Raw genomic sequence first — 17,213 nt, 5'->3', positions numbered from 1 at the left:
GCGGCGGAGCTAATGCTTCGCGGCCGCATTGTTCTGTCCGGATATCTTGATCGAGAAGGCATTTCGCCGATGGTCGGTTTCCCGCTGCTCCTGATCCCGCTCGCGGTCTACAACATCATCGCCTTCCTGATGCCGACCGTGTCCTTTACGGACGTGCTGTTCAAGGTGCCGATGATCACGGGCGAGACCTGGGCGGTCACGCTTGCCGACGTGATGCTCGCGCTCGGTATCGTGTTGCTGCTGTTAGAGGTGGTCAAAGGCGCGCGGCCCGGCTCGAAATTCCTGATGGATCATCTGCTGTCGCTGATCGTGTTCGGTGCTGCCGCGGCCGAATTCGTGATGTGGCCCAAATTCGGCAACTCCACCTATTTCCTGCTGGTGCTGCTCGCGATGGCCGATTTCCTCGGCGGTATCGCCCAGCGCACGCGCCGCCGCGTCACCTATGTCGCGGAGACGGCAGTGCCGGCGCCGCGCAAGGCCAAGCGCCAGGCCGAAGCGGCAACGGACGATGCGGCGTCCGAATCCAAGTTCGAGCCGGTGTCTGCGCCGGCGGTGCCACCCGCGCCTTCCGCGCAGTCGGTCGCCGAATCCGTGCTGAAGGATCACCCCGCGCCGAAGCCGGTGAACCCGCCCTCGCCGGAAATCCCATCGCCGGACTTGCAGCCGGGCAACGGCACGCCGCCGTCTCCCGACGCGCCGCGCTGATCTGCTTCAAGCCACCTCTACTTCAAGCCACCTGCCGCGTGCGCGCGGTGACGCTCGGAAGCGGGCGCTTGTCGCCATAGGCCATCTGCGCATCCTCGGAAGAGGCGCGGCGGAGCCGGCTCGCCTGGGGCAGGTGCTCGGCGTTGGCGATGAGTTGGGTGACGAAGCTCGGATCGGGACGGGGCAGCGGCGCCTTGTGGACCCACTGCAACGTCGGCAGCAGCGTCACCAGGGCCGTGCCCGTGCCGTTGTCCGCGCCGTCCGATCGATCAGTACTTAACATCGCAATCACCGTTGATCCGGCGAGGCCTGTCGCGTTTCGAGACGCCGGCGCCGGTGCGTGTCATGTACTCGCAAGGCCTATGCCGGCCGGGCCGGTTTGGTTCCGCGGGCCTGCGAAACATGGTTTCCAAATTGTTTATGAACTTTGCCTAGAGTCGGAGTCGAATCTGGCCGTATTCTGTGCCGACTCAGGACTCCCCGCTGTCCCGAAACGAGGCGATTTTGACCCCTGCATTGCCGCAAGCCTCCGACATCCTGGCCGCTCTTGGTCAGGCCGTTTTCGCCTGGGACATCGCCAGCGATTCCATCGTGTGGGGTGAGCAGGTCGCCAGCGTCTTTCCCGGCATCCCGCCCGAGCGGCTCGCGACTGGCGCCGAATTCGCCAAGCTGATCGAGCCCGCGCAGACGCTGCGGACCGCCGCGCTGGCGCAGACCTCGCCGGTGCACGGCGCCGACGGCACGCCCTACCGGGTCGAATACGGCGTGCGCATGAGCGCCGCCGATCCCGTGGTCTGGATCGAGGAGACCGGCCGCTGGTTCGCCGGCCCCGATGGCCGCCCGGTGCGCGCGATCGGCTCCATCCGCATCAACAATGAGCGCCACGCCCGCGACGAGGAATTGACCAAGCTGGCTCGGCTTGATCCCCTGACCGGCGAGCTCAATCGTTCCCACCTGATCGCGGCGCTGGCCGAGGCGATCGAGGAGACCACCCGCTTCCGCTCGACCGCAGCCTTCATGCTGGTCGGCATCGATCATCTCGCCCGCGTCAACGACGCTTTCGGCTTCGATGTCGCGGACGCCGTGATCCTCGACGTGGCCAAGCGCATCCGCGCCCGCCTGCGCGGCGGCGACGTGCTCGGCCGTTTCTCCGGCAACAAGTTCGGCCTGATCCTGAAGAACTGCACCGTCGATGACATGAACGTCGCCGCCGAGCGCTTCCTTGCCGGCATCCGCGACGAGGTGGTGCCGACCAAATCCGGCCCGGTCTCGGTCACGGCGTCGATCGGCGCGGTCAGCGTGCCGCGCTACGCCCGCAACACCGACGAGGCCGTCAATCGCGCCCATGAGACGCTGGACGCGGCAAAACAACGCCGCGTCGGTTCGTTCGCGGCGTGGCGCCCGGATGCCGCGCGTGACGCACAGCGCCGCGTCAACATCCGTGTCACCGACGAGATCGTCACCGCGCTGAACGAGCGCCGCATCAAGCTCGCCTATGAGCCGGTTGTCTCGGCCGTCTCGCACGAGCGCGCGTTCCACGAATGCCTGGTGCGGATGGACCAGGGCGACGGCCAGGTGCTGCTGGCTCCCGACATCGTGCCGGTTGCCGAACGGCTCGGCCTGATCCGCCTGGTCGATCACCGCGTGCTCGAGCTTGTGGTCGCCGAGCTCGCGGCCGCGCCCGACATCTGCCTCAGCCTCAACATCTCGCCTGATACGACGATGGATCCGGACTGGTGGGCGGGAATCGAGTCGCTGATGCTGGCCCACCCCGGCGTCGCCGAGCGGCTGATCGTCGAGATCACCGAGACGGTCGCGATCCAGGACATCGATGACGTGCGCGGCTTCGTCACGCGGCTGAAGAATTTCGGCAGCCGCATCGCCATCGACGATTTCGGCGCCGGCTACACTTCGTTCCGAAACCTGCGCAAGCTCGGCGTCGATATCGTCAAGATCGACGGCGCCTTCGTGCAGAACATCACCCGTTCGGCCGATGACCGCGCCTTCGTGCAGACCCTGATCGACCTCGCCCGCCGCCTCGACATCAAGACGGTCGCCGAGTGGGTGCAGGACGGAGAGGCCGCCGCCATGCTGCGCGACTGGGGCTGCGACTACATCCAGGGCCGCCTGATCGGGCTCGCCTCAGCCGACCGCCCATGGGGCACGCCGCCGGATAACGTGCTGCCTGCGGCGAGCTGAGATATCGTAGGGTGGGCAAAGCGAAGCGTGCCCACCATCGACACCACACGGCGAGAGAGATGGAGGGCACGGCGCAAGCGCGCCTTTGCCGACCGTACGATTGCGCTTGTGGGCTCGACTCTCTCCTCCGTCATTGCGAGCGCAGCGAAGCAATCCAGAATCTTTCCCCCGCGGCAGTCTGGATTGCTTCGCTGCGCGGACAATGACGATGTGGCCGCTACCCCACGCAAATACCGGGCACCGCGACCTTCTGGAACAGATGCGGGCTCGCGACGGCAGATGCGGGGTAGGCGGCGATCTTTGCGCGGAATTCCGGGTGGGTGAAAGCGGCGCGGAAATCCGCGTTGGATTCCCACACCGCGTAATTCAGATAGGTCGGGCTGTCGCCGACGGCGCGGTGAAGCTGGGTGGAGATGAAACCGGGCTGGCGTTTCATGAAGGTGGCGTCGTCCTGCCACGTCTTGAGGAAGCCCTGCTCATCCTCGGCGTCGAGCGTGAACACGTTGATGAGCACCACGGGGCCGGTTTCGAGCGCGATCTGACGGTCGATCGGGAAGGCAGGGTCGAGGGGACGCATGTGAGGCATGACATTGCTCCGGTCAATTTGGTGTCATAATGTCAATTCGACAGTCCCGGATATAGGTATTTGACATCATGGTGTCAATACGGAGCAATAGTGCCAAATGAACAAGGCCAAGCGGACCCCGGCGGGCGAAGCCCTGACCGGCCTCATCCTCGACCTGTTCCGTGCCAACAGCCTGCTTCTGACCGCCGGCGACCGGCTGGTGACGTCGCTTGGTCTCACCAGCGCGCGCTGGCAGATACTGGGGGCGATCGCCGACGCCGAGCGGCCGGAGCCGGTCGCCTGGCTCGCCCGCAATCTCGGCGCCAATCGCCAGAACGTGCAGCGCATCGTCAACGACCTCGCGCGCGATGGTCTCGTTGTGTTCGAGGTCAACCCGCATCACCGCCGGGCGCAGCTCGTGGTCCTCACCGACAACGGCAGGCAGGTCTACGATGCCGCCGGCCGTTTGCAGGTCCCGTGGGTCAACGGCCTTGCGGATGGATTGTCGGTCAGGGATATCGACGTGGCCCATCGCGTCGTGACCGCACTGCGAGCCGGTCTGAAAGACGCCGGTGAAGCGAACGAATGAGCAAGTGAGGCGGCGGGGGACACGAGGCGCACACCCTGCGAGCCCATTTCGGACTCAAATCCGCCGCCGACTCAATCGATGTATCCAAATGCGGTTGGAGGCATGTCCTGAGTTGGGGAATTTGCCATGAGTGATGAAGATTTAGTGCGTCATAAGAGACAGAAGCTGATTTCCACTGCCGAAGATATCGTGCGTGATGAGTCTTTCGAACTCTTGTCGCAGCAGCTCTGCGAAGGCGCTAGCTTTTCTGACGATGAATCCCCGTCGAACGACGTTTTCTTGCTTCTTGAGGAGAATGCGCGGCTTCGTGCGCTTGCCATCAGCCTTTCCAGCCTGGTCGGAGACCTCTCCGAACGGGAGTGGAGCAATGCGCTCGCATCGGCCGATCGTGCCACGCTCAATCGCCTGAGGTCGTGTCGGGCGTAACGATAGAGAGAGCGGCGAGGTGAAGCGGAGCGTCACGCCACGCGCCTGACCGCGTTCAGTCGCTCGATCGCGTGGCCGACCTCGGCTGCCGGGCACGGCCTGCCGAAATAATAGCCCTGGACTGCGGTGCACCCGCATTCGCGGACGAAGTCGAGCTGCTCGATGGTCTCGACGCCTTCCGCCGTGGTCTCGACGCCGAGCACGGAGCCGAGGCTGGCGATGGTGCGGACGATGGCGACGCTCTCCGGGCTTTCGCCGAGCGTGCCGACGAACGAGCGGTCGATCTTGATGCGGTCGAACGGAAATTTGCGCAAATAGCTCAGCGAGGAATAGCCGACGCCGAAATCGTCGAGGCTGACGCGTACGCCGAGCGCGCGGAGCTGATGCAGGATCTCGATCGTCGCCTCGCTGTCGTCGAGCAGCGCCGTCTCGGTGACCTCGAGCTCGAGCCGCCGCGGCGGCAGGCCGGCTTCCGCAAGCGCGCTCGTGACCATCGCCACCAGTCCGCGCGCGCGGAACTGCACCGGCGACAAATTGACCGCGACAGTGACATCGGGCCAGGATGCCGCGGTCGCGCAGGCCGTGCGCAGCACCCATTCGCCGATCGGGACGATCAGCCCATTCTCTTCCGCGAGCGGAATGAATTCGGCGGGGGAGACGAAGCCGCGCGAGGGGTGCTTCCAGCGCAGCAGCGCCTCGAAACCGGTGAGCTCGGTGGTGTCGAGCCGCACCTGCGGCTGAAACACGAGGTGAAATTCGCGTGCTTCAAGCGCGCTGCGCAGATCGTGCTCCAGCGCGTGCCGGCTGCGCGCCTCTTCCTCCATCTCGGGCTCGAACAGCTGGTAGGCGCCGCGCCCCTTGGCCTTGGCCTGGTACAGTGCGAGGTCGGCGCATTTCATCAGCTCGTCGGCATCGAGCCCGTGATCCGGCGCGATCGCGATGCCGACGGAAACGCCGACATGGATCGACTGGCTTTCCAGCGGCGGCGGGTGGCCGATGATCTCGACCAGGCGGCGAGCGAGCCGTTCCGCCGATTGCGGCTGCGGTCCGCGCTGGAGAACGGCGAACTCGTCGCCGCCGAGGCGGGCGACGGTGTCATGCTCGCCGACATTCTCCTTCAGCCGTGCCGCGACCCAGCGCAGAAGCCGATCACCGGCGGCGTGGCCGAGGCGGTCGTTGACGATCTTGAAATTATCAAGGTCGAAGCACAGCACGGCCATCGCACCGCCGGCGATCGCGACCTGGTTCAGTCCCTCGCCCATTTTCTCGCGGAACAGCGTGCGGTTGGGCAGGTCGGTCAGTGAATCGTGCTGCGCCATGTGCGCCACGCGGGCCTGGGCCTTGTGGCGCTCGGTGACGTCCTCATAGGTGACGACCCAGCCGCCATGCTCCATCCGCTTGTGATTGAGCTTGATGATGCGGCCGTCGTTCAGGTGGCGGTGCAGCGTGTGTTCGCCCTCGCGCAGCCTCTCGACATAGTCGGCATAGATCTTCGCGGCGGTCGTGTTCGGGTGGATGCCGAGATCGCAGCTGTGCTGCATGATCTCGCGCATCGAGACGCCGGGCTTCACGATCTCGGGCGACAGCCCATACATCTCGATGTAGCGGCGATTGCAGACGATGACGCGCAGGCTCGCATCGAGCATGCACAGGCCCTGGCTCATGTTGTTCAGCGCCGCGTCGAAGCGGCGGTACTGCTCGCTCAGCTCTTCGATCGCGCGCTCGCGGTCGGTGATGTCCTCGTAGGTGGCGACGAAGCCGCCCTCGGGCAGCGCGCAGTAGCGCACCGAGATCACGGTGTCGTTCGACATGCGCCGCCGCATCGGCGAGGAATCGTGGTTCGCGATCCTCGCGCTGGCGGCTTCCAGCAGCTGTCGCGGACTGTATTCGGAGGCGAACGCCCCGTTCACCATCGACCGCTCGATCAGCTCGCCGAGATGGGTGCCAGGCCTGGTTTCCTCCGGCGACAGCCGGTAGATCTTGCGGTAGGTGGTGTTGCAGACGCGCAAGCGCATGTCGCTGTCGTAGAAGGCGAGCCCGTGCGCCATGTTCTCCAGCGCCGCATCGAGGATGAAGTTCTGTTGCCGCAGCGCTTCTTCGTACTGCAACCGCTCGGTGACGTCCTCATGCACCGTCACCCAGCCGCCGTCGGGCAGGAAGCGGGACACCGCCTGCACCATCCGGCCGTCATAGCGCATCACCAGCAGGGTCTTCGCCTTACGAGCGCGCGCGTCCTCCAGGCGTGTGTGGCGGAACTCGTCACTCGGCATGCCCGGCAGGTTGCCACGCGACATCCAGTGTTCGATCACTGAGCAATGCGCGACGCCCGGCTTCACAATGTCGGAATCGAGATCGTAGAGGTTCAGGAACCGCTCGTTGCAGACGACGACACGGCTGTCGGCATCGTACATGATGAGGCCATGCGACATGTTGGCGAGCGCGTGCTGGCTGCGCTCCGTCTGCACGCGCAATTCCGCCTCGAGCCGGGCGAGGCGGCTGACGTCATCGCAGATCGTCATCCAGCCGCCGCCGGGAAGCGGCTTCAGCTCGAGCGCCATGACGAGTCCGCTCGCGAGTGTCTGTTCGGTGCGGAACGGCTTCCCGCCTGCGATCTGCGCGATCCGCTTCGTATACAGCGCGTCGACCTCGTCTTGCGGAAAGTTCCCGCGCGCCGCGCTGTGCGCGAGCACCTCGCGGTAGCTCGTGCCGACATGCACGATGTCGGCCGACATGTCGAACAGCGATAGATAGCGCTGGTTGACCAGCACGATCCGGTTGTCGGCATCGTAGACGCAGACACCCTGCTCCATGCGGTCGAGCGCGAGCTGGCTCAGCGAGACCAGGGCCTGCGGGCCCTGTTCGCGGCGTGCTCCAAGTTCGTTGTCGCGGGGCGACGTCATGGGATCGACAGGGTCTCGCCGGGCAATAGACCTAACGCAACGTAATTCAACCGCGGAGGGTAGCGAAGAGGCGGGAAAATTCCCTTAAGCGCCGTAGTTTACGGAGGGTGACCGGCGATGCGTAGAGTGTGTGCCGGGGAGACGTTCGAAGACGCGTTCGGCATCTGAATGGCGAGGTCGTACCGCGAGCACCGACCTACCGCCGTCATCCTGAGGTGCCGGAGCGAAGCGGAGGCCTCGAAGGGCGACGGCCCGGCTGCATCCCGGCCGTTCATCCTTCGAGGCTCGCCGCGCTGCGCACGACGAGCACCTCAGAATGACGGGACTAAGGTGCGGGCTCTGAGCCGATCCCCTACGGCCCGTACAGCACGAGTTCCGTGTCCGTGAGGTCGCCGAGCTGCGGCCGGTGCGGACCCTTGAAATATTTACGGCCGCGCCGCTCGGTGTAGATGCCGGGGAGGCCGCGAATCGGGCCATTGGAATCGATCGCCACCGAGATCTTGCCGAGTCGCAGCAGCAGCCGGCCGATGCGGCCTGCGCAGGCGGCGTATTCGGCGGCGCTGCGGCAATAGATCAGCTTCATCGCGGGCGGTGCGATGAAGCCGCGGCGGATGCGCACCGGCTGCAGGATGAAGGGGAACGTTCCCTTCGGCGTGCGGCAGACGAGGCTGAGGCAATTGTAGCGGGCATGCCGCGTGAGGAGCTGCGTCTCGTCGTCGGTCAGCCCATCGATCGTCTTGGCGTGCTGCGAGATGACCTCGATCTTGCTCCAGCGCGGAGGGCGCGCGAGTGCGGGCACGGAGAAGAAGATGCCGTGGCAATAGGCACGAAAGCCTTGCGTCTCGATGATCGGCCAGGTCCACGGCGCCGGGCTGATGTTGAGATAGGTGACATCCTTGTGCCGCTGCGCGATCTTGGTCAGCAACGGGGCGTAGTTGCGGTAGGCCGGATCGACATACCAGCTCGACAAATTGCACTGGATGGCGGTCTCTTCGCCGTGCTTTCGCGCCGTGTAGATCAGCAGCAGCACGCCGACGGGCGCGCCGTCATTGTCGAGCATGTAGCCGAAGCGCGGATAGCCCTCCGGCACGGGCCGGAAGGCCTGCCGGCGCAGGCCCTGGATCCAGTAGTTGCGCGAGCGGCCGACGAAGCCGCGCGTCAGCAGGTCCGCGACCGCATCGACGTCGGCCTCGGTGATCTCGCGGCATCGAACCTTGGTGTGGATCACGCTGGTTTTACCCGTGGAAATGGGAGGCCTCGTTCGCTCTATCGTTTCGGCATGATCTTTTCGGAAAACCGTCCCGCACTTTTCCGGATCATGCTCTAGCGCCAGCCTTCACCATGGGCGTCGGCCGTGGCTAACGGCTGCATGCCCATGATCTCCCGCACCTTGGCGGGCCAGGTGGCGAGATCGGTGCCGTGGGTGTGGAACATGGCGACGGCCAGGCGGTCCATGCCGAAGGCGACGCAGCCGGTGTGCGCGGGTTCGCCATTGGCGTCCTGGATGCCCCAGGTCGTGCCAAAATGCTCGCGGTGATAGTTGAAGCTCATGCAGGCGGTCGGCTGATCCTCCGAGCGGAGCGGGATCAGGAGCTCGAATTTGAGCTGCTGCTGCTTCTGGCTCACCGCCTTGATCTGGCCGACGCGGCCGAAGAAGGGGTCGCTGGCATAGTCGACGCGGAAGGTCAGGCCGAGGTCGCGGGCGATCGCCTGCGCGCGCACCATCCAGCGCTCGCGGAAATCGGCGACGTCGTCGGGGCTGCCGATGCAGACATATTCGCGCATCCGGAACGATTGCAGCCGGTCGAGATGTTTCGACGGCTCACGGCGGAAGCAGTCGGCGGCGACGTCGAAGCGCAGGCCGCCCTTCGGCAAAGCTCCGCGGCTCGCCGCGATCGGATAGACCGGGTAGCAGGCGGCGGGCGACAGCACGAGGTCGGCCGGCGAGAGCGATGAAGTCCAGTCGCCGCCGGCATCGAAGCGGCTGACCGCCGCGTCGATCTCGCGTTCGGTGCCGTGCAGGCCGCAGACGCAGCCGAGCAGGTTGGGAAAGCTCTTGAGATAGCCGGATTTTTCGAGCTGTGCCCGGCTCATCACCGGCGGAAAGCGCATGACCTCGGTGCCGGTCTCGCGATGGCTCGTGATCAGGGCGGTAAGACGCTCGACGACGCCCTCGTAGAGCGCGGTGCGGGCGTATACGCCGTCCGAGCCCATGGGGTGGAACAGCTTGTCGGCGAGATGATCGAGCGGATCCGCGATTTGCGGCGCGGTCTCGGGCGAGCTGGGGAGAACAGCAATGTTCATGTTCGACTTCCTGCTATCTGAAATTGTTCTTTTTGGCCGAAAGGCACGTCAGTCGCGAAGGCTTTCTAGTCTCGAAGGCTTGCCGGAATGCCGCTCATCAGCGTCGCAGTGGCGGCGTTGGCGAGAATGCGGTCGTTGTTGATCATGATCGGCGAGGACAGCACGTCGCGCAGGTGCCGGCCCATGGTGAATTCGCCGTCGTTGCGGTAGCCGGAGAGGCCCGCGGTGCGCATCGCATGCATCACGGTCTCGACCGCGAGCTCGGAGGCCTGCACCTTCAACAGCGTGATCGAGGACTGGAAATCGAGCGAGCTCAGCGCGCGCTCGTCATGCTCGGCGCGGGCAAAGGTGTCGGCATTGGCTGCGATCAGCGCGCGCAGCTTGGCCAGCGACATCTTCGCGGCCGTGAAATGCGCCGCGGCCGGCGGCATCTGGCCGCCCGAGCTGCGGGCCGCCTTGCGAACGAAAGCCTGCGCACGGGTCACGGCCGCAGCGGCGATGCCGGCCCAGGCCGAGGACCAGCACAGATGCGCGAACGGCGTCATGGTCTGGGCATGGATCTTGTCATAGGATTCCGGGAAGATGCGGTCGGCCGGGCAATCGACCTTGAGCTCGAAGCCGGTCGAGCAGGTGCCGCGCATGCCGAGCGTCTCCCAGCCCTGCGTCTGCTTCAGCGAATAATCGTCCTTGGCGAGGGCCAGCAGAACCTGGTCGGAGGCGGCGGCCTCGGTGGCGCGGCGGGCGATGGTGACGAGGCCGTCGGCCTCCGCACCGTAGGAGATCACGGTGGCGTCGCGCACCAGCGAGACTGCGTCGCCGGCGTGGTCGACTGCTGCTGCGCTGGCGCGAATGTTGCCGCCGTTCTGGCCTTCGGTGGTGGAGGAGGCGAGCAGCCACTGGTCGCGGGCGACCCGGCGCATCATCGTTTCCATCCAGGGGATGCCATGGCCGTGCCTGATGACACAGGCGACCTTGGTGATGTGCATCGCATAGATCATCGCGGTCGAGGCGCAGGCGCGCCCGAGCGTGTAGCAGATGTCGGTGACGTCGTAGATCGAAGCGCCAAGGCCGCCGAACTCGACCGGGATCATGACGCCGAGCAGTTTCTGCTCGCGCGCGACCTCGAAAGCCTTGTGGGGGAAGCGGGCGTCGCGATCGACCCCGTCCGCGTCGGCCGCCGCCGCAGCGGCTGTCCGGGTGGCGCGTTCGATGAGGGAGGGGCCGTGTTCGAGAAAGCTCGTTTGCGTTTCGTCGACAGTGAGGACTGCTTCACGCACGTTCATACTCGTCCGCCTCCGGTTTGCCGTTCAGGATCGCCAGCATCATTCGCGATGCCGCTGAAGCGATCCTCCGACCATCTTTAGTTGTGAGACGAGGCTACGGATTTAATTCAAATTCGTCGATGAAATAGAGGGTAAACAAAGCCCAATTCCGAACGAACAGTTAAGGTCGGGTTGTTTGCATCGCCGGAATTTCCGCGATCGCGTTAGGGATCTGGAAGAACCCGGAATTCCAGACAATCTGAGTCATCGTTTACTAAGAAAGGCGAAGTAATGGTGGCGCCCATTGTGGGATCGGCCCGTCGTGCCCATCGTAGCCGGCAGCCGGTCCGACCGTTGAATAGACAGATGGGAATTTACCGATGCAGGCCTTCGATACCGAATTGCGCGATCGCATCATCAAGCTGGTGAAGGGCATCCTCGAGCAGAACTCGCTCGCCGCGGATATCACGCCACAGGCGAAGCTCGTCGATGCGGGCCTGACCTCGATGGACATGGTCAATCTGATGCTCGGCGTCGAAGCCGAGTTCGACTTCACTATCCCGCAATCCGAGATCACGCCCGAGAATTTCCAGTCGGTCGAGACGCTGCAGCGGATGGTCGCGACCCAGCTGCAGCTGGCGACGGCGGCTTAATTAGACGTACCTATCTCTCCCCGGGTCGTCCCTGCGAACGCAGGGACCCATACCGCGGAATCTATCGATCGTTGAAGGTCGCGGTACAGAACGACGAATCCTCGCCAAACTGCGCCCTGTGGCTATGGGTCCCCGCTTTCGCGGGGATGACACTGAGAGTGAGGCGAGCACTCCAGGCCCCTCACAGCACCGGCATCGCCCCACCGCCCCCGTTCCAAAACCGCCGCAAAACTGGCATAGCTTAACCATGTCGCATATGGCGAGCGGGTGGAGCAGGCATGACGCAGGCGGTATTGGGCATCATCGGTGGTTCCGGCATCTACGATCTGCCGGGTCTTGAGGGCGCGCGCGAAGAGGTGATCAAGAGCCCCTGGGGCGAGCCATCGGCCCCCCTGCGGCGCGGCTCCATTGCCGGCCTGCCGATCGTGTTCCTGCCGCGGCACGACAAGGGGCACCGGCTGTCGCCCTCCGACATCAACTATCGCGCCAACATCGATGTTCTGAAGCGGGCCGGCGTCACCGACCTGATCTCGCTCTCGGCCTGCGGCTCGTTCAGGGAGGAGCTGCCACCTGGCACCTTCGTTCTCGTCGACCAGTTCGTCGATCGCACCCACAAGCGCGAGAGCTCGTTCTTCGGCAGGGGCTGCGTCGCGCATGTGTCGATGGCGCATCCGGTCTCGCCGCGGCTGCGCATCCATCTTGCGGCGGCAGCTGAAGCCGAGGCCATCGCGTTTGCGCGTGGCGGCACCTATGTCTGCATGGAGGGGCCGCAATTCTCCACCTACGCGGAAAGCATGACCTACAAGACTCTTGGCTATTCCGTGATCGGCATGACCAACATGCCCGAGGCAAAGCTCGCGCGTGAGGCCGAGATCTGCTACGCCACGGTCGCGATGGTGACGGATTTCGACTGCTGGCATCCCGACCACGACGCCGTCACCGTCCAGGACATCATCCGCGTGCTGAGCTCGAACGCCGACAAGGCCAAGGCGCTGGTGGCGCGGCTCGCGAAAGACTTTCCGCGCGAGCACGAGCCGTGCCCGATCGGTTCGGACCGGGCGCTCGACACCGCGCTGATCACGGCGCCCGAGGCGCGCGATCCCGAGCTCTTGAAGAAGCTCGATGCGGTGGCCGGGCGCATCCTGCGGGCGTGATACGAAAGGCAGAATGCCATGAAGGTTGACGGCAAGCATTTCCGCAGCATCTGGCGCGAACGCGGTGGCTGGTCGGTTGGTGCGATCGACCAGCGCCGGCTGCCGCATGAGTTCATCGTTGCGAAGCTGACGTCATGCGAAGACGCAGCGGTCGCGATCCGCGACATGCTGGTGCGCGGCGCACCGCTGATCGGTGCAACCGCGGCCTATGGCATGGCGCTCGCCATGCGCGAGGACTCATCCGACGCCGGCCTCAAGCGCGCCTATGACACGCTGGTCGTGGCGCGGCCGACCGCGATCAATCTGAAATGGGCGCTGGACGAGATGCGCACGGCGCTCGCGCCGGTCGATCCGGTCGAGCGGGCGGAGGCGGCCTACGCGCGCGCCGACGAGATCGTCGAGCAGGACGTCGAGATCAACCGCGGCATCGCCGGCAACGGGCTGAAGCTGATCGAGGCGATCGTCGCAAAGAAGAAGCCGGGCGAGACGGTCAATTTGCTGACTCATTGCAATGCGGGCTGGCTTGCGACCGTCGACTGGGGCACCGCAACGGCGCCGATCTATCTGGCGCATGAGCGTGGCATCAAGGTCCATGTCTGGGTCGATGAGACCCGTCCGCGCAACCAGGGCGCCTCGCTCACGGCCTGGGAGCTCGGTCATCACGGCGTGCCGCACACGGTCATCCCCGACAACACCGGCGGACATCTGATGCAGCACGGCATGGTCGATCTCGCCATCGTCGGCACCGACCGCGTCGCCGCTAATGGCGATGTCTGCAACAAGATCGGCACATATTTGAAGGCGCTTGCAGCGCACGACAACGGCGTGCCGTTCTATGTCGCGTTGCCGTCGCCGACGATCGATTTCGCTGTTGATGACGGTATCCGCGACATTCCGATCGAGCAGCGCAGCGGCGCGGAGGTGACCGACATGACCGGCCGCACGGCGGACGGCCGGCTGGAGACGGTGCGCATCGTGCCGGAGGGCTCGCCGGTCGCGAATTACGCGTTCGACGTGACGCCGGCACGTCTCGTCACCGGCCTCATCACCGAACGCGGCGTGCTGAAGCCCGACCGTGCCTCGCTCGCGGCGGCATTTCCGGAGCGGATTGTAGCCGCGGCGGAGTAGTCAGTCAGCCAGGCAAGACCGTGCAGCGCAGTCATTGCGCAGCGAAGCAATCCAGAATGCCTCCGCGGAGACAGTCTGGATTGCTTCGCTGCGCTCGCAATGACGGAGAATGACGCGCCAGCTACCCCAACTTCAGCCCCGTCGCCGCCTCAAGCTCCGCAATCGCCTGCGCGCCGCTCGTCACCTTGATCGTCGTCATGCCCATCTCGCGCGCGGGCTTCAGGTTGACGCCGAGATCGTCGAGATAGACGCACTTCTTCGGGTCGACCTTCAGCGTCTCGACCATCAGCTTGTAGATGCGCGGGTCGGGCTTGCGCAGGCCGATCTTGGCGGATTCGATGACATGGTCGAACAGAACCATCACCTCGGCGATATAGAGTGAGCGCCCGGTCATGCTGCCGATCGCGTTGGCGGGCAGATTGTTGGTGATGCAGCCGGTCTTGAACTGCGCCTTGATGCGCTTGAGGGCCTCGACCATCTCGGGACGCAGATCGCCCTGAAGCAGCGGCAGCACGTCGCGGCCGCGCACCTCCGCGCCGAGCGTGCGCGATTCCTCGGCGAAAAGCTTGTCGAAGGTGTCGATATCGACCTCGGCTCGCTCGAACTTGGCCCAGGCGTTTTCCAGATGATTGGCGGCGTTGGTGCGCCGGATGATGTCGACGGGCAGACCGCGCTCGGCCTCGTAGCGCGCGAACGCCTCGAATGGCGAGCTCGTCAGCACGCCGCCAAAATCAAAGATCACAGCCTCGATCGTCAAGATCCCGCCCTCGTCAATTCCTTCCCAAGAGCGCTAGCATGCGCTATCGGCAAGGGCCAGTCCGAAGCAATCCCCGCCGTCACCGATGCTGACGCCAAGGCGTGTTCCCATGAAGAAGCTTGCAACCCTCATCGCAGCCGCGCTGCTGCTCGCCACGCCCGCACACGCCATCGTCGGCGGCGGCACGCCGCAGGCCGATGGTGTCGCGCGCGCGGTCGTCACCATCGTCGGCTCGCGTGGCAATTTCTGCACCGGCAGCCTGATCGCCCCGAAGGTCGTGCTGACTGTCGCCCACTGCGTGCAGCCGGGCGCGGACTACAAGATCGTCGATCGCGGCGCTGACGGTACGCCGCAATTGCTGAATGTGCGCACCGTCGCGATCCATCCGAACTTCAACATGCAGGCAATGCAGGCGCATCGCGCCACCGCGGACGTGGCATTGCTGCAACTGGAAATTCCACTCAAGGGAAAATCGACGGTGTCGGTCGGTGCGCCGACCATTCCAATCCAGGTCGGCAGCCGCTTTGTCATCGCCGGTATCGGCGTCACCGTGCGTGGCGACGGCAAGAGCGGCGGCGCGACGCGCGTTGCCGGGCTCGTGGCCACGGGCCAGCCCGGCACGTTCCAGATCCGGCTGGTCGATCCCGTAACCAACGGTGTTCGCGACGGAATTGGCGCCTGCACCGGCGATTCCGGCGGTCCGGTGTTCGAGGACAAGCCGAACGGTCCGGTGCTTGTCGGCGTCATCAGCTGGTCCACGGGGCCGAACGGCGCCGCCGGCTGCGGCGGATTGACCGGCGTCACACCGCTCACGCTCTATCGCGACTGGATTTTGCAGACCGCGCGGAGCTGGGGTGCGGCGTTATAGTTTGACCACGAATTGATCTATGTCATTTTAATGCGGAAGCGCGATGGGCGACCACGCCCGTCGCGGAGGAAACGCGCCGTCCGGTCAAGGACGGCCACAAAAACAAGCAAGGCACAGAAGCAACAATGAATGTCGCTGTCCGCAGTCACGCCACAACCAAACAGGCCTCTGAACATTTCGACGTGCTGATCGTCGGTGCCGGCATCTCCGGCATCGGCAGCGCCTATCACATCGAAAAGCAGCTTCCCGGCACGAGCTACGTCATCCTGGAAACGCAGGCGACGTTCGGCGGCACGTGGAGCACGCATCGCTATCCCGGCATTCGCTCGGACAGCGATCTCCATACCTTCGGTTACAGCTTCAAGCCCTGGGTCGGCCCGCCGATCGCGACCGCCGATGAAATCCTCGCCTACATGAACGAGGTGATCGACGACAACGATATCGCCCGGCACATCCGCTACAAGCACCAGATCAATTCCGCGAGCTGGTCGAGCGAGCAAAATCTCTGGACCATCGAGGCGACCACGACGGACACCGGCGAGGCGAAGACCTTCACCGCCAACTTCCTCTGGATGTGCCAGGGCTACTACCGCCATTCGGAAGGCTACACGCCGGAATGGAAGGGCATGGACCGCTTCAAGGGCCGCATCGTCCATCCGCAGAGCTGGCCCGACGATATCGACCTCGCGAACAGGAAGGTCGTCGTGATCGGATCCGGCGCGACCGCGGCGACACTGGTGCCGAACATCGCCGACGCCTGCGCGCATGTCACCATGCTGCAGCGCTCGCCGACCTATTTCCGTCTCGGCCGCAACGCCATCGAGATCGCCGAGGAGCTGCGCCGGCTTCAGGTGGACGAGGAGTGGATCCATGAGATCGTCCGCCGCAAAATATTGTTCGAGCAGGATGCTTTCACGAAGCTCTGCATTGCCAAGCCGGAGCAGGTGAAAAAGGATCTGATCGACCAGATCCGCGCGGTTCTCGGGCCGGATTACGACGTCGAGACGCATTTCACGCCGACCTACCGGCCGTGGCGGCAGCGCATCGCCTTTGTGCCCGATGCCGATCTGTTCAAGGGCATCGCCAGCGGCAAGGCGTCCGTCGTCACCGACGAGATCGAATGTTTCGTCGAGAACGGCATCCAGCTCAAGTCCGGCAAGCTGCTGGAAGCCGATATCGTCGTCACCGCGACCGGTTTCAATCTCGCGGCGCTCGGTGACATCGCCTTCGAGATCGACGGCAAGCCGCTCGCCTTCGGCGACACCGTGACCTATCGCGGCATGATGTTCACGGGCGTGCCGAACATGGTCTGGGTGTTCGGCTATTTCCGCGCGAGCTGGACGCTGCGCGTCGACCTCGTCGCCGATTTCGTCTGCCGGCTGCTCGGCCATATGAAGGCCAAGGGCACGAAGAAGGTCGAGGTCAGGCTGCGGCCTGAGGACCACAACATGCCGATCCTGCCCTGGATCGATCCGGAAAACTTCAACCCCGGCTACATCATGCGCAACATGGACCTGCTCCCCAAGCGCGGCGACAAGCCGGAATGGCAGCACAGCCAGGATTACTGGACCGAGAAGGACGAGATCCCGAAGACGGATCTGGACGACGGGGCGTTTGTTTACGGATGAGGGAGTTCGCGTAAGAGGCGGGGACGATCGCGACACACACGGCTGTCGTCCCGGGGCGCGAAGCGAACCCGGGAC

General features: G+C 64.8%; 16 protein-coding genes. 9 read left to right on the top strand and 7 right to left on the bottom strand.

The genetic code is table 11. From position 1 onward, the window contains the following. The first annotated feature begins 69 nt into the window (after positions 1 to 69). Positions 70 to 705, top strand: coding sequence for a hypothetical protein (locus OWC48_RS26000; RefSeq protein WP_282522519.1), 636 nt, complete (start codon positions 70 to 72; stop codon positions 703 to 705). A gap of 22 nt (positions 706 to 727) precedes the next feature. On the opposite strand, the gene OWC48_RS25995 is transcribed toward OWC48_RS26000, so the two are convergent. Beyond that, positions 728 to 988 (bottom strand): hypothetical protein, encoded by a 261-nt coding sequence (locus tag OWC48_RS25995; RefSeq protein ID WP_282522518.1) that lies wholly within the window; start codon positions 986 to 988, stop codon positions 728 to 730. Positions 989 to 1,209: 221 nt separating this feature from the next. On the opposite strand from OWC48_RS25995, the gene OWC48_RS25990 reads away from it, so the two are divergent. Next, entirely contained in the window at positions 1,210 to 2,904 is a 1,695-nt protein-coding gene (locus OWC48_RS25990) for a bifunctional diguanylate cyclase/phosphodiesterase (RefSeq protein WP_282522517.1), read from the top strand. A 217-nt stretch (positions 2,905 to 3,121) separates the two neighbouring features. On the opposite strand, the gene OWC48_RS25985 is transcribed toward OWC48_RS25990, so the two are convergent. Beyond that, complete coding sequence (locus OWC48_RS25985) at positions 3,122 to 3,490, bottom strand: antibiotic biosynthesis monooxygenase (RefSeq protein ID WP_282522516.1); 369 nt, start codon at positions 3,488 to 3,490, stop codon at positions 3,122 to 3,124. A gap of 97 nt (positions 3,491 to 3,587) precedes the next feature. Here OWC48_RS25985 and OWC48_RS25980 point away from each other — a divergent pair, with 97 nt between their 5' ends. After that, a complete protein-coding gene (locus tag OWC48_RS25980) occupies positions 3,588 to 4,058 on the top strand; it encodes a MarR family winged helix-turn-helix transcriptional regulator (protein WP_282522515.1) in 471 nt (156 codons plus the stop codon). Positions 4,059 to 4,184: 126 nt separating this feature from the next. Next, positions 4,185 to 4,484 (top strand): hypothetical protein, encoded by a 300-nt coding sequence (locus OWC48_RS25975; protein WP_282522514.1) that lies wholly within the window; start codon positions 4,185 to 4,187, stop codon positions 4,482 to 4,484. A 32-nt stretch (positions 4,485 to 4,516) separates the two neighbouring features. Here OWC48_RS25975 and OWC48_RS25970 read toward each other — a convergent pair whose 3' ends face one another. The 4 genes from OWC48_RS25970 to OWC48_RS25955 all read right to left on the bottom strand — a co-directional run bounded on the left by OWC48_RS25970 (position 4,517) and on the right by OWC48_RS25955 (position 10,971). Then, positions 4,517 to 7,384 (bottom strand): PAS-domain containing protein, encoded by a 2,868-nt coding sequence (locus OWC48_RS25970; RefSeq protein WP_282522513.1) that lies wholly within the window; start codon positions 7,382 to 7,384, stop codon positions 4,517 to 4,519. Positions 7,385 to 7,736: 352 nt separating this feature from the next. Then, the gene (locus OWC48_RS25965) at positions 7,737 to 8,612 is read right to left on the bottom strand and encodes an acyl-CoA acyltransferase (RefSeq protein ID WP_282522512.1); all 876 of its coding nucleotides are present in this window, start codon (positions 8,610 to 8,612) and stop codon (positions 7,737 to 7,739) included. A 95-nt stretch (positions 8,613 to 8,707) separates the two neighbouring features. After that, on the bottom strand, positions 8,708 to 9,688 hold the full coding sequence (locus OWC48_RS25960; RefSeq protein ID WP_282522511.1) for an amino acid--[acyl-carrier-protein] ligase: 981 nt from the start codon (positions 9,686 to 9,688) through the stop codon (positions 8,708 to 8,710). Positions 9,689 to 9,753: 65 nt separating this feature from the next. Further along, on the bottom strand, positions 9,754 to 10,971 hold the full coding sequence (locus OWC48_RS25955; protein WP_282522510.1) for an acyl-CoA dehydrogenase family protein: 1,218 nt from the start codon (positions 10,969 to 10,971) through the stop codon (positions 9,754 to 9,756). A 359-nt stretch (positions 10,972 to 11,330) separates the two neighbouring features. On the opposite strand from OWC48_RS25955, the gene OWC48_RS25950 reads away from it, so the two are divergent. The 3 genes from OWC48_RS25950 to mtnA all read left to right on the top strand — a co-directional run bounded on the left by OWC48_RS25950 (position 11,331) and on the right by mtnA (position 13,885). Beyond that, the gene (locus tag OWC48_RS25950; protein WP_282522509.1) at positions 11,331 to 11,603 is read left to right on the top strand and encodes a phosphopantetheine-binding protein; all 273 of its coding nucleotides are present in this window, start codon (positions 11,331 to 11,333) and stop codon (positions 11,601 to 11,603) included. Between the two features lie 278 nt (positions 11,604 to 11,881). Next, complete coding sequence (locus OWC48_RS25945) at positions 11,882 to 12,757, top strand: S-methyl-5'-thioadenosine phosphorylase (RefSeq protein WP_282522508.1); 876 nt, start codon at positions 11,882 to 11,884, stop codon at positions 12,755 to 12,757. Positions 12,758 to 12,775: 18 nt separating this feature from the next. Next, positions 12,776 to 13,885 (top strand): S-methyl-5-thioribose-1-phosphate isomerase, encoded by a 1,110-nt coding sequence (gene mtnA / locus OWC48_RS25940; RefSeq protein WP_282522507.1) that lies wholly within the window; start codon positions 12,776 to 12,778, stop codon positions 13,883 to 13,885. 121 nt (positions 13,886 to 14,006) lie between these two features. On the opposite strand, the gene OWC48_RS25935 is transcribed toward mtnA, so the two are convergent. Further along, positions 14,007 to 14,642, bottom strand: coding sequence for an HAD-IA family hydrolase (locus tag OWC48_RS25935; RefSeq protein ID WP_282522506.1), 636 nt, complete (start codon positions 14,640 to 14,642; stop codon positions 14,007 to 14,009). Positions 14,643 to 14,751: 109 nt separating this feature from the next. On the opposite strand from OWC48_RS25935, the gene OWC48_RS25930 reads away from it, so the two are divergent. Beyond that, positions 14,752 to 15,510 (top strand): trypsin-like serine protease, encoded by a 759-nt coding sequence (locus OWC48_RS25930; protein ID WP_282522505.1) that lies wholly within the window; start codon positions 14,752 to 14,754, stop codon positions 15,508 to 15,510. Between the two features lie 125 nt (positions 15,511 to 15,635). After that, positions 15,636 to 17,138, top strand: coding sequence for an NAD(P)/FAD-dependent oxidoreductase (locus tag OWC48_RS25925; protein ID WP_282522504.1), 1,503 nt, complete (start codon positions 15,636 to 15,638; stop codon positions 17,136 to 17,138). Positions 17,139 to 17,213 lie beyond the last annotated feature (75 nt).

Source organism: Bradyrhizobium sp. Arg816 (assembly GCF_029989365.1).
In the GTDB taxonomy this organism is placed as follows: Bacteria; Pseudomonadota; Alphaproteobacteria; order Rhizobiales; family Xanthobacteraceae; genus Bradyrhizobium.
Note: the sequence above shows the minus strand (reverse complement) of the source record. Positions and strands in the feature narration are given on the sequence as shown.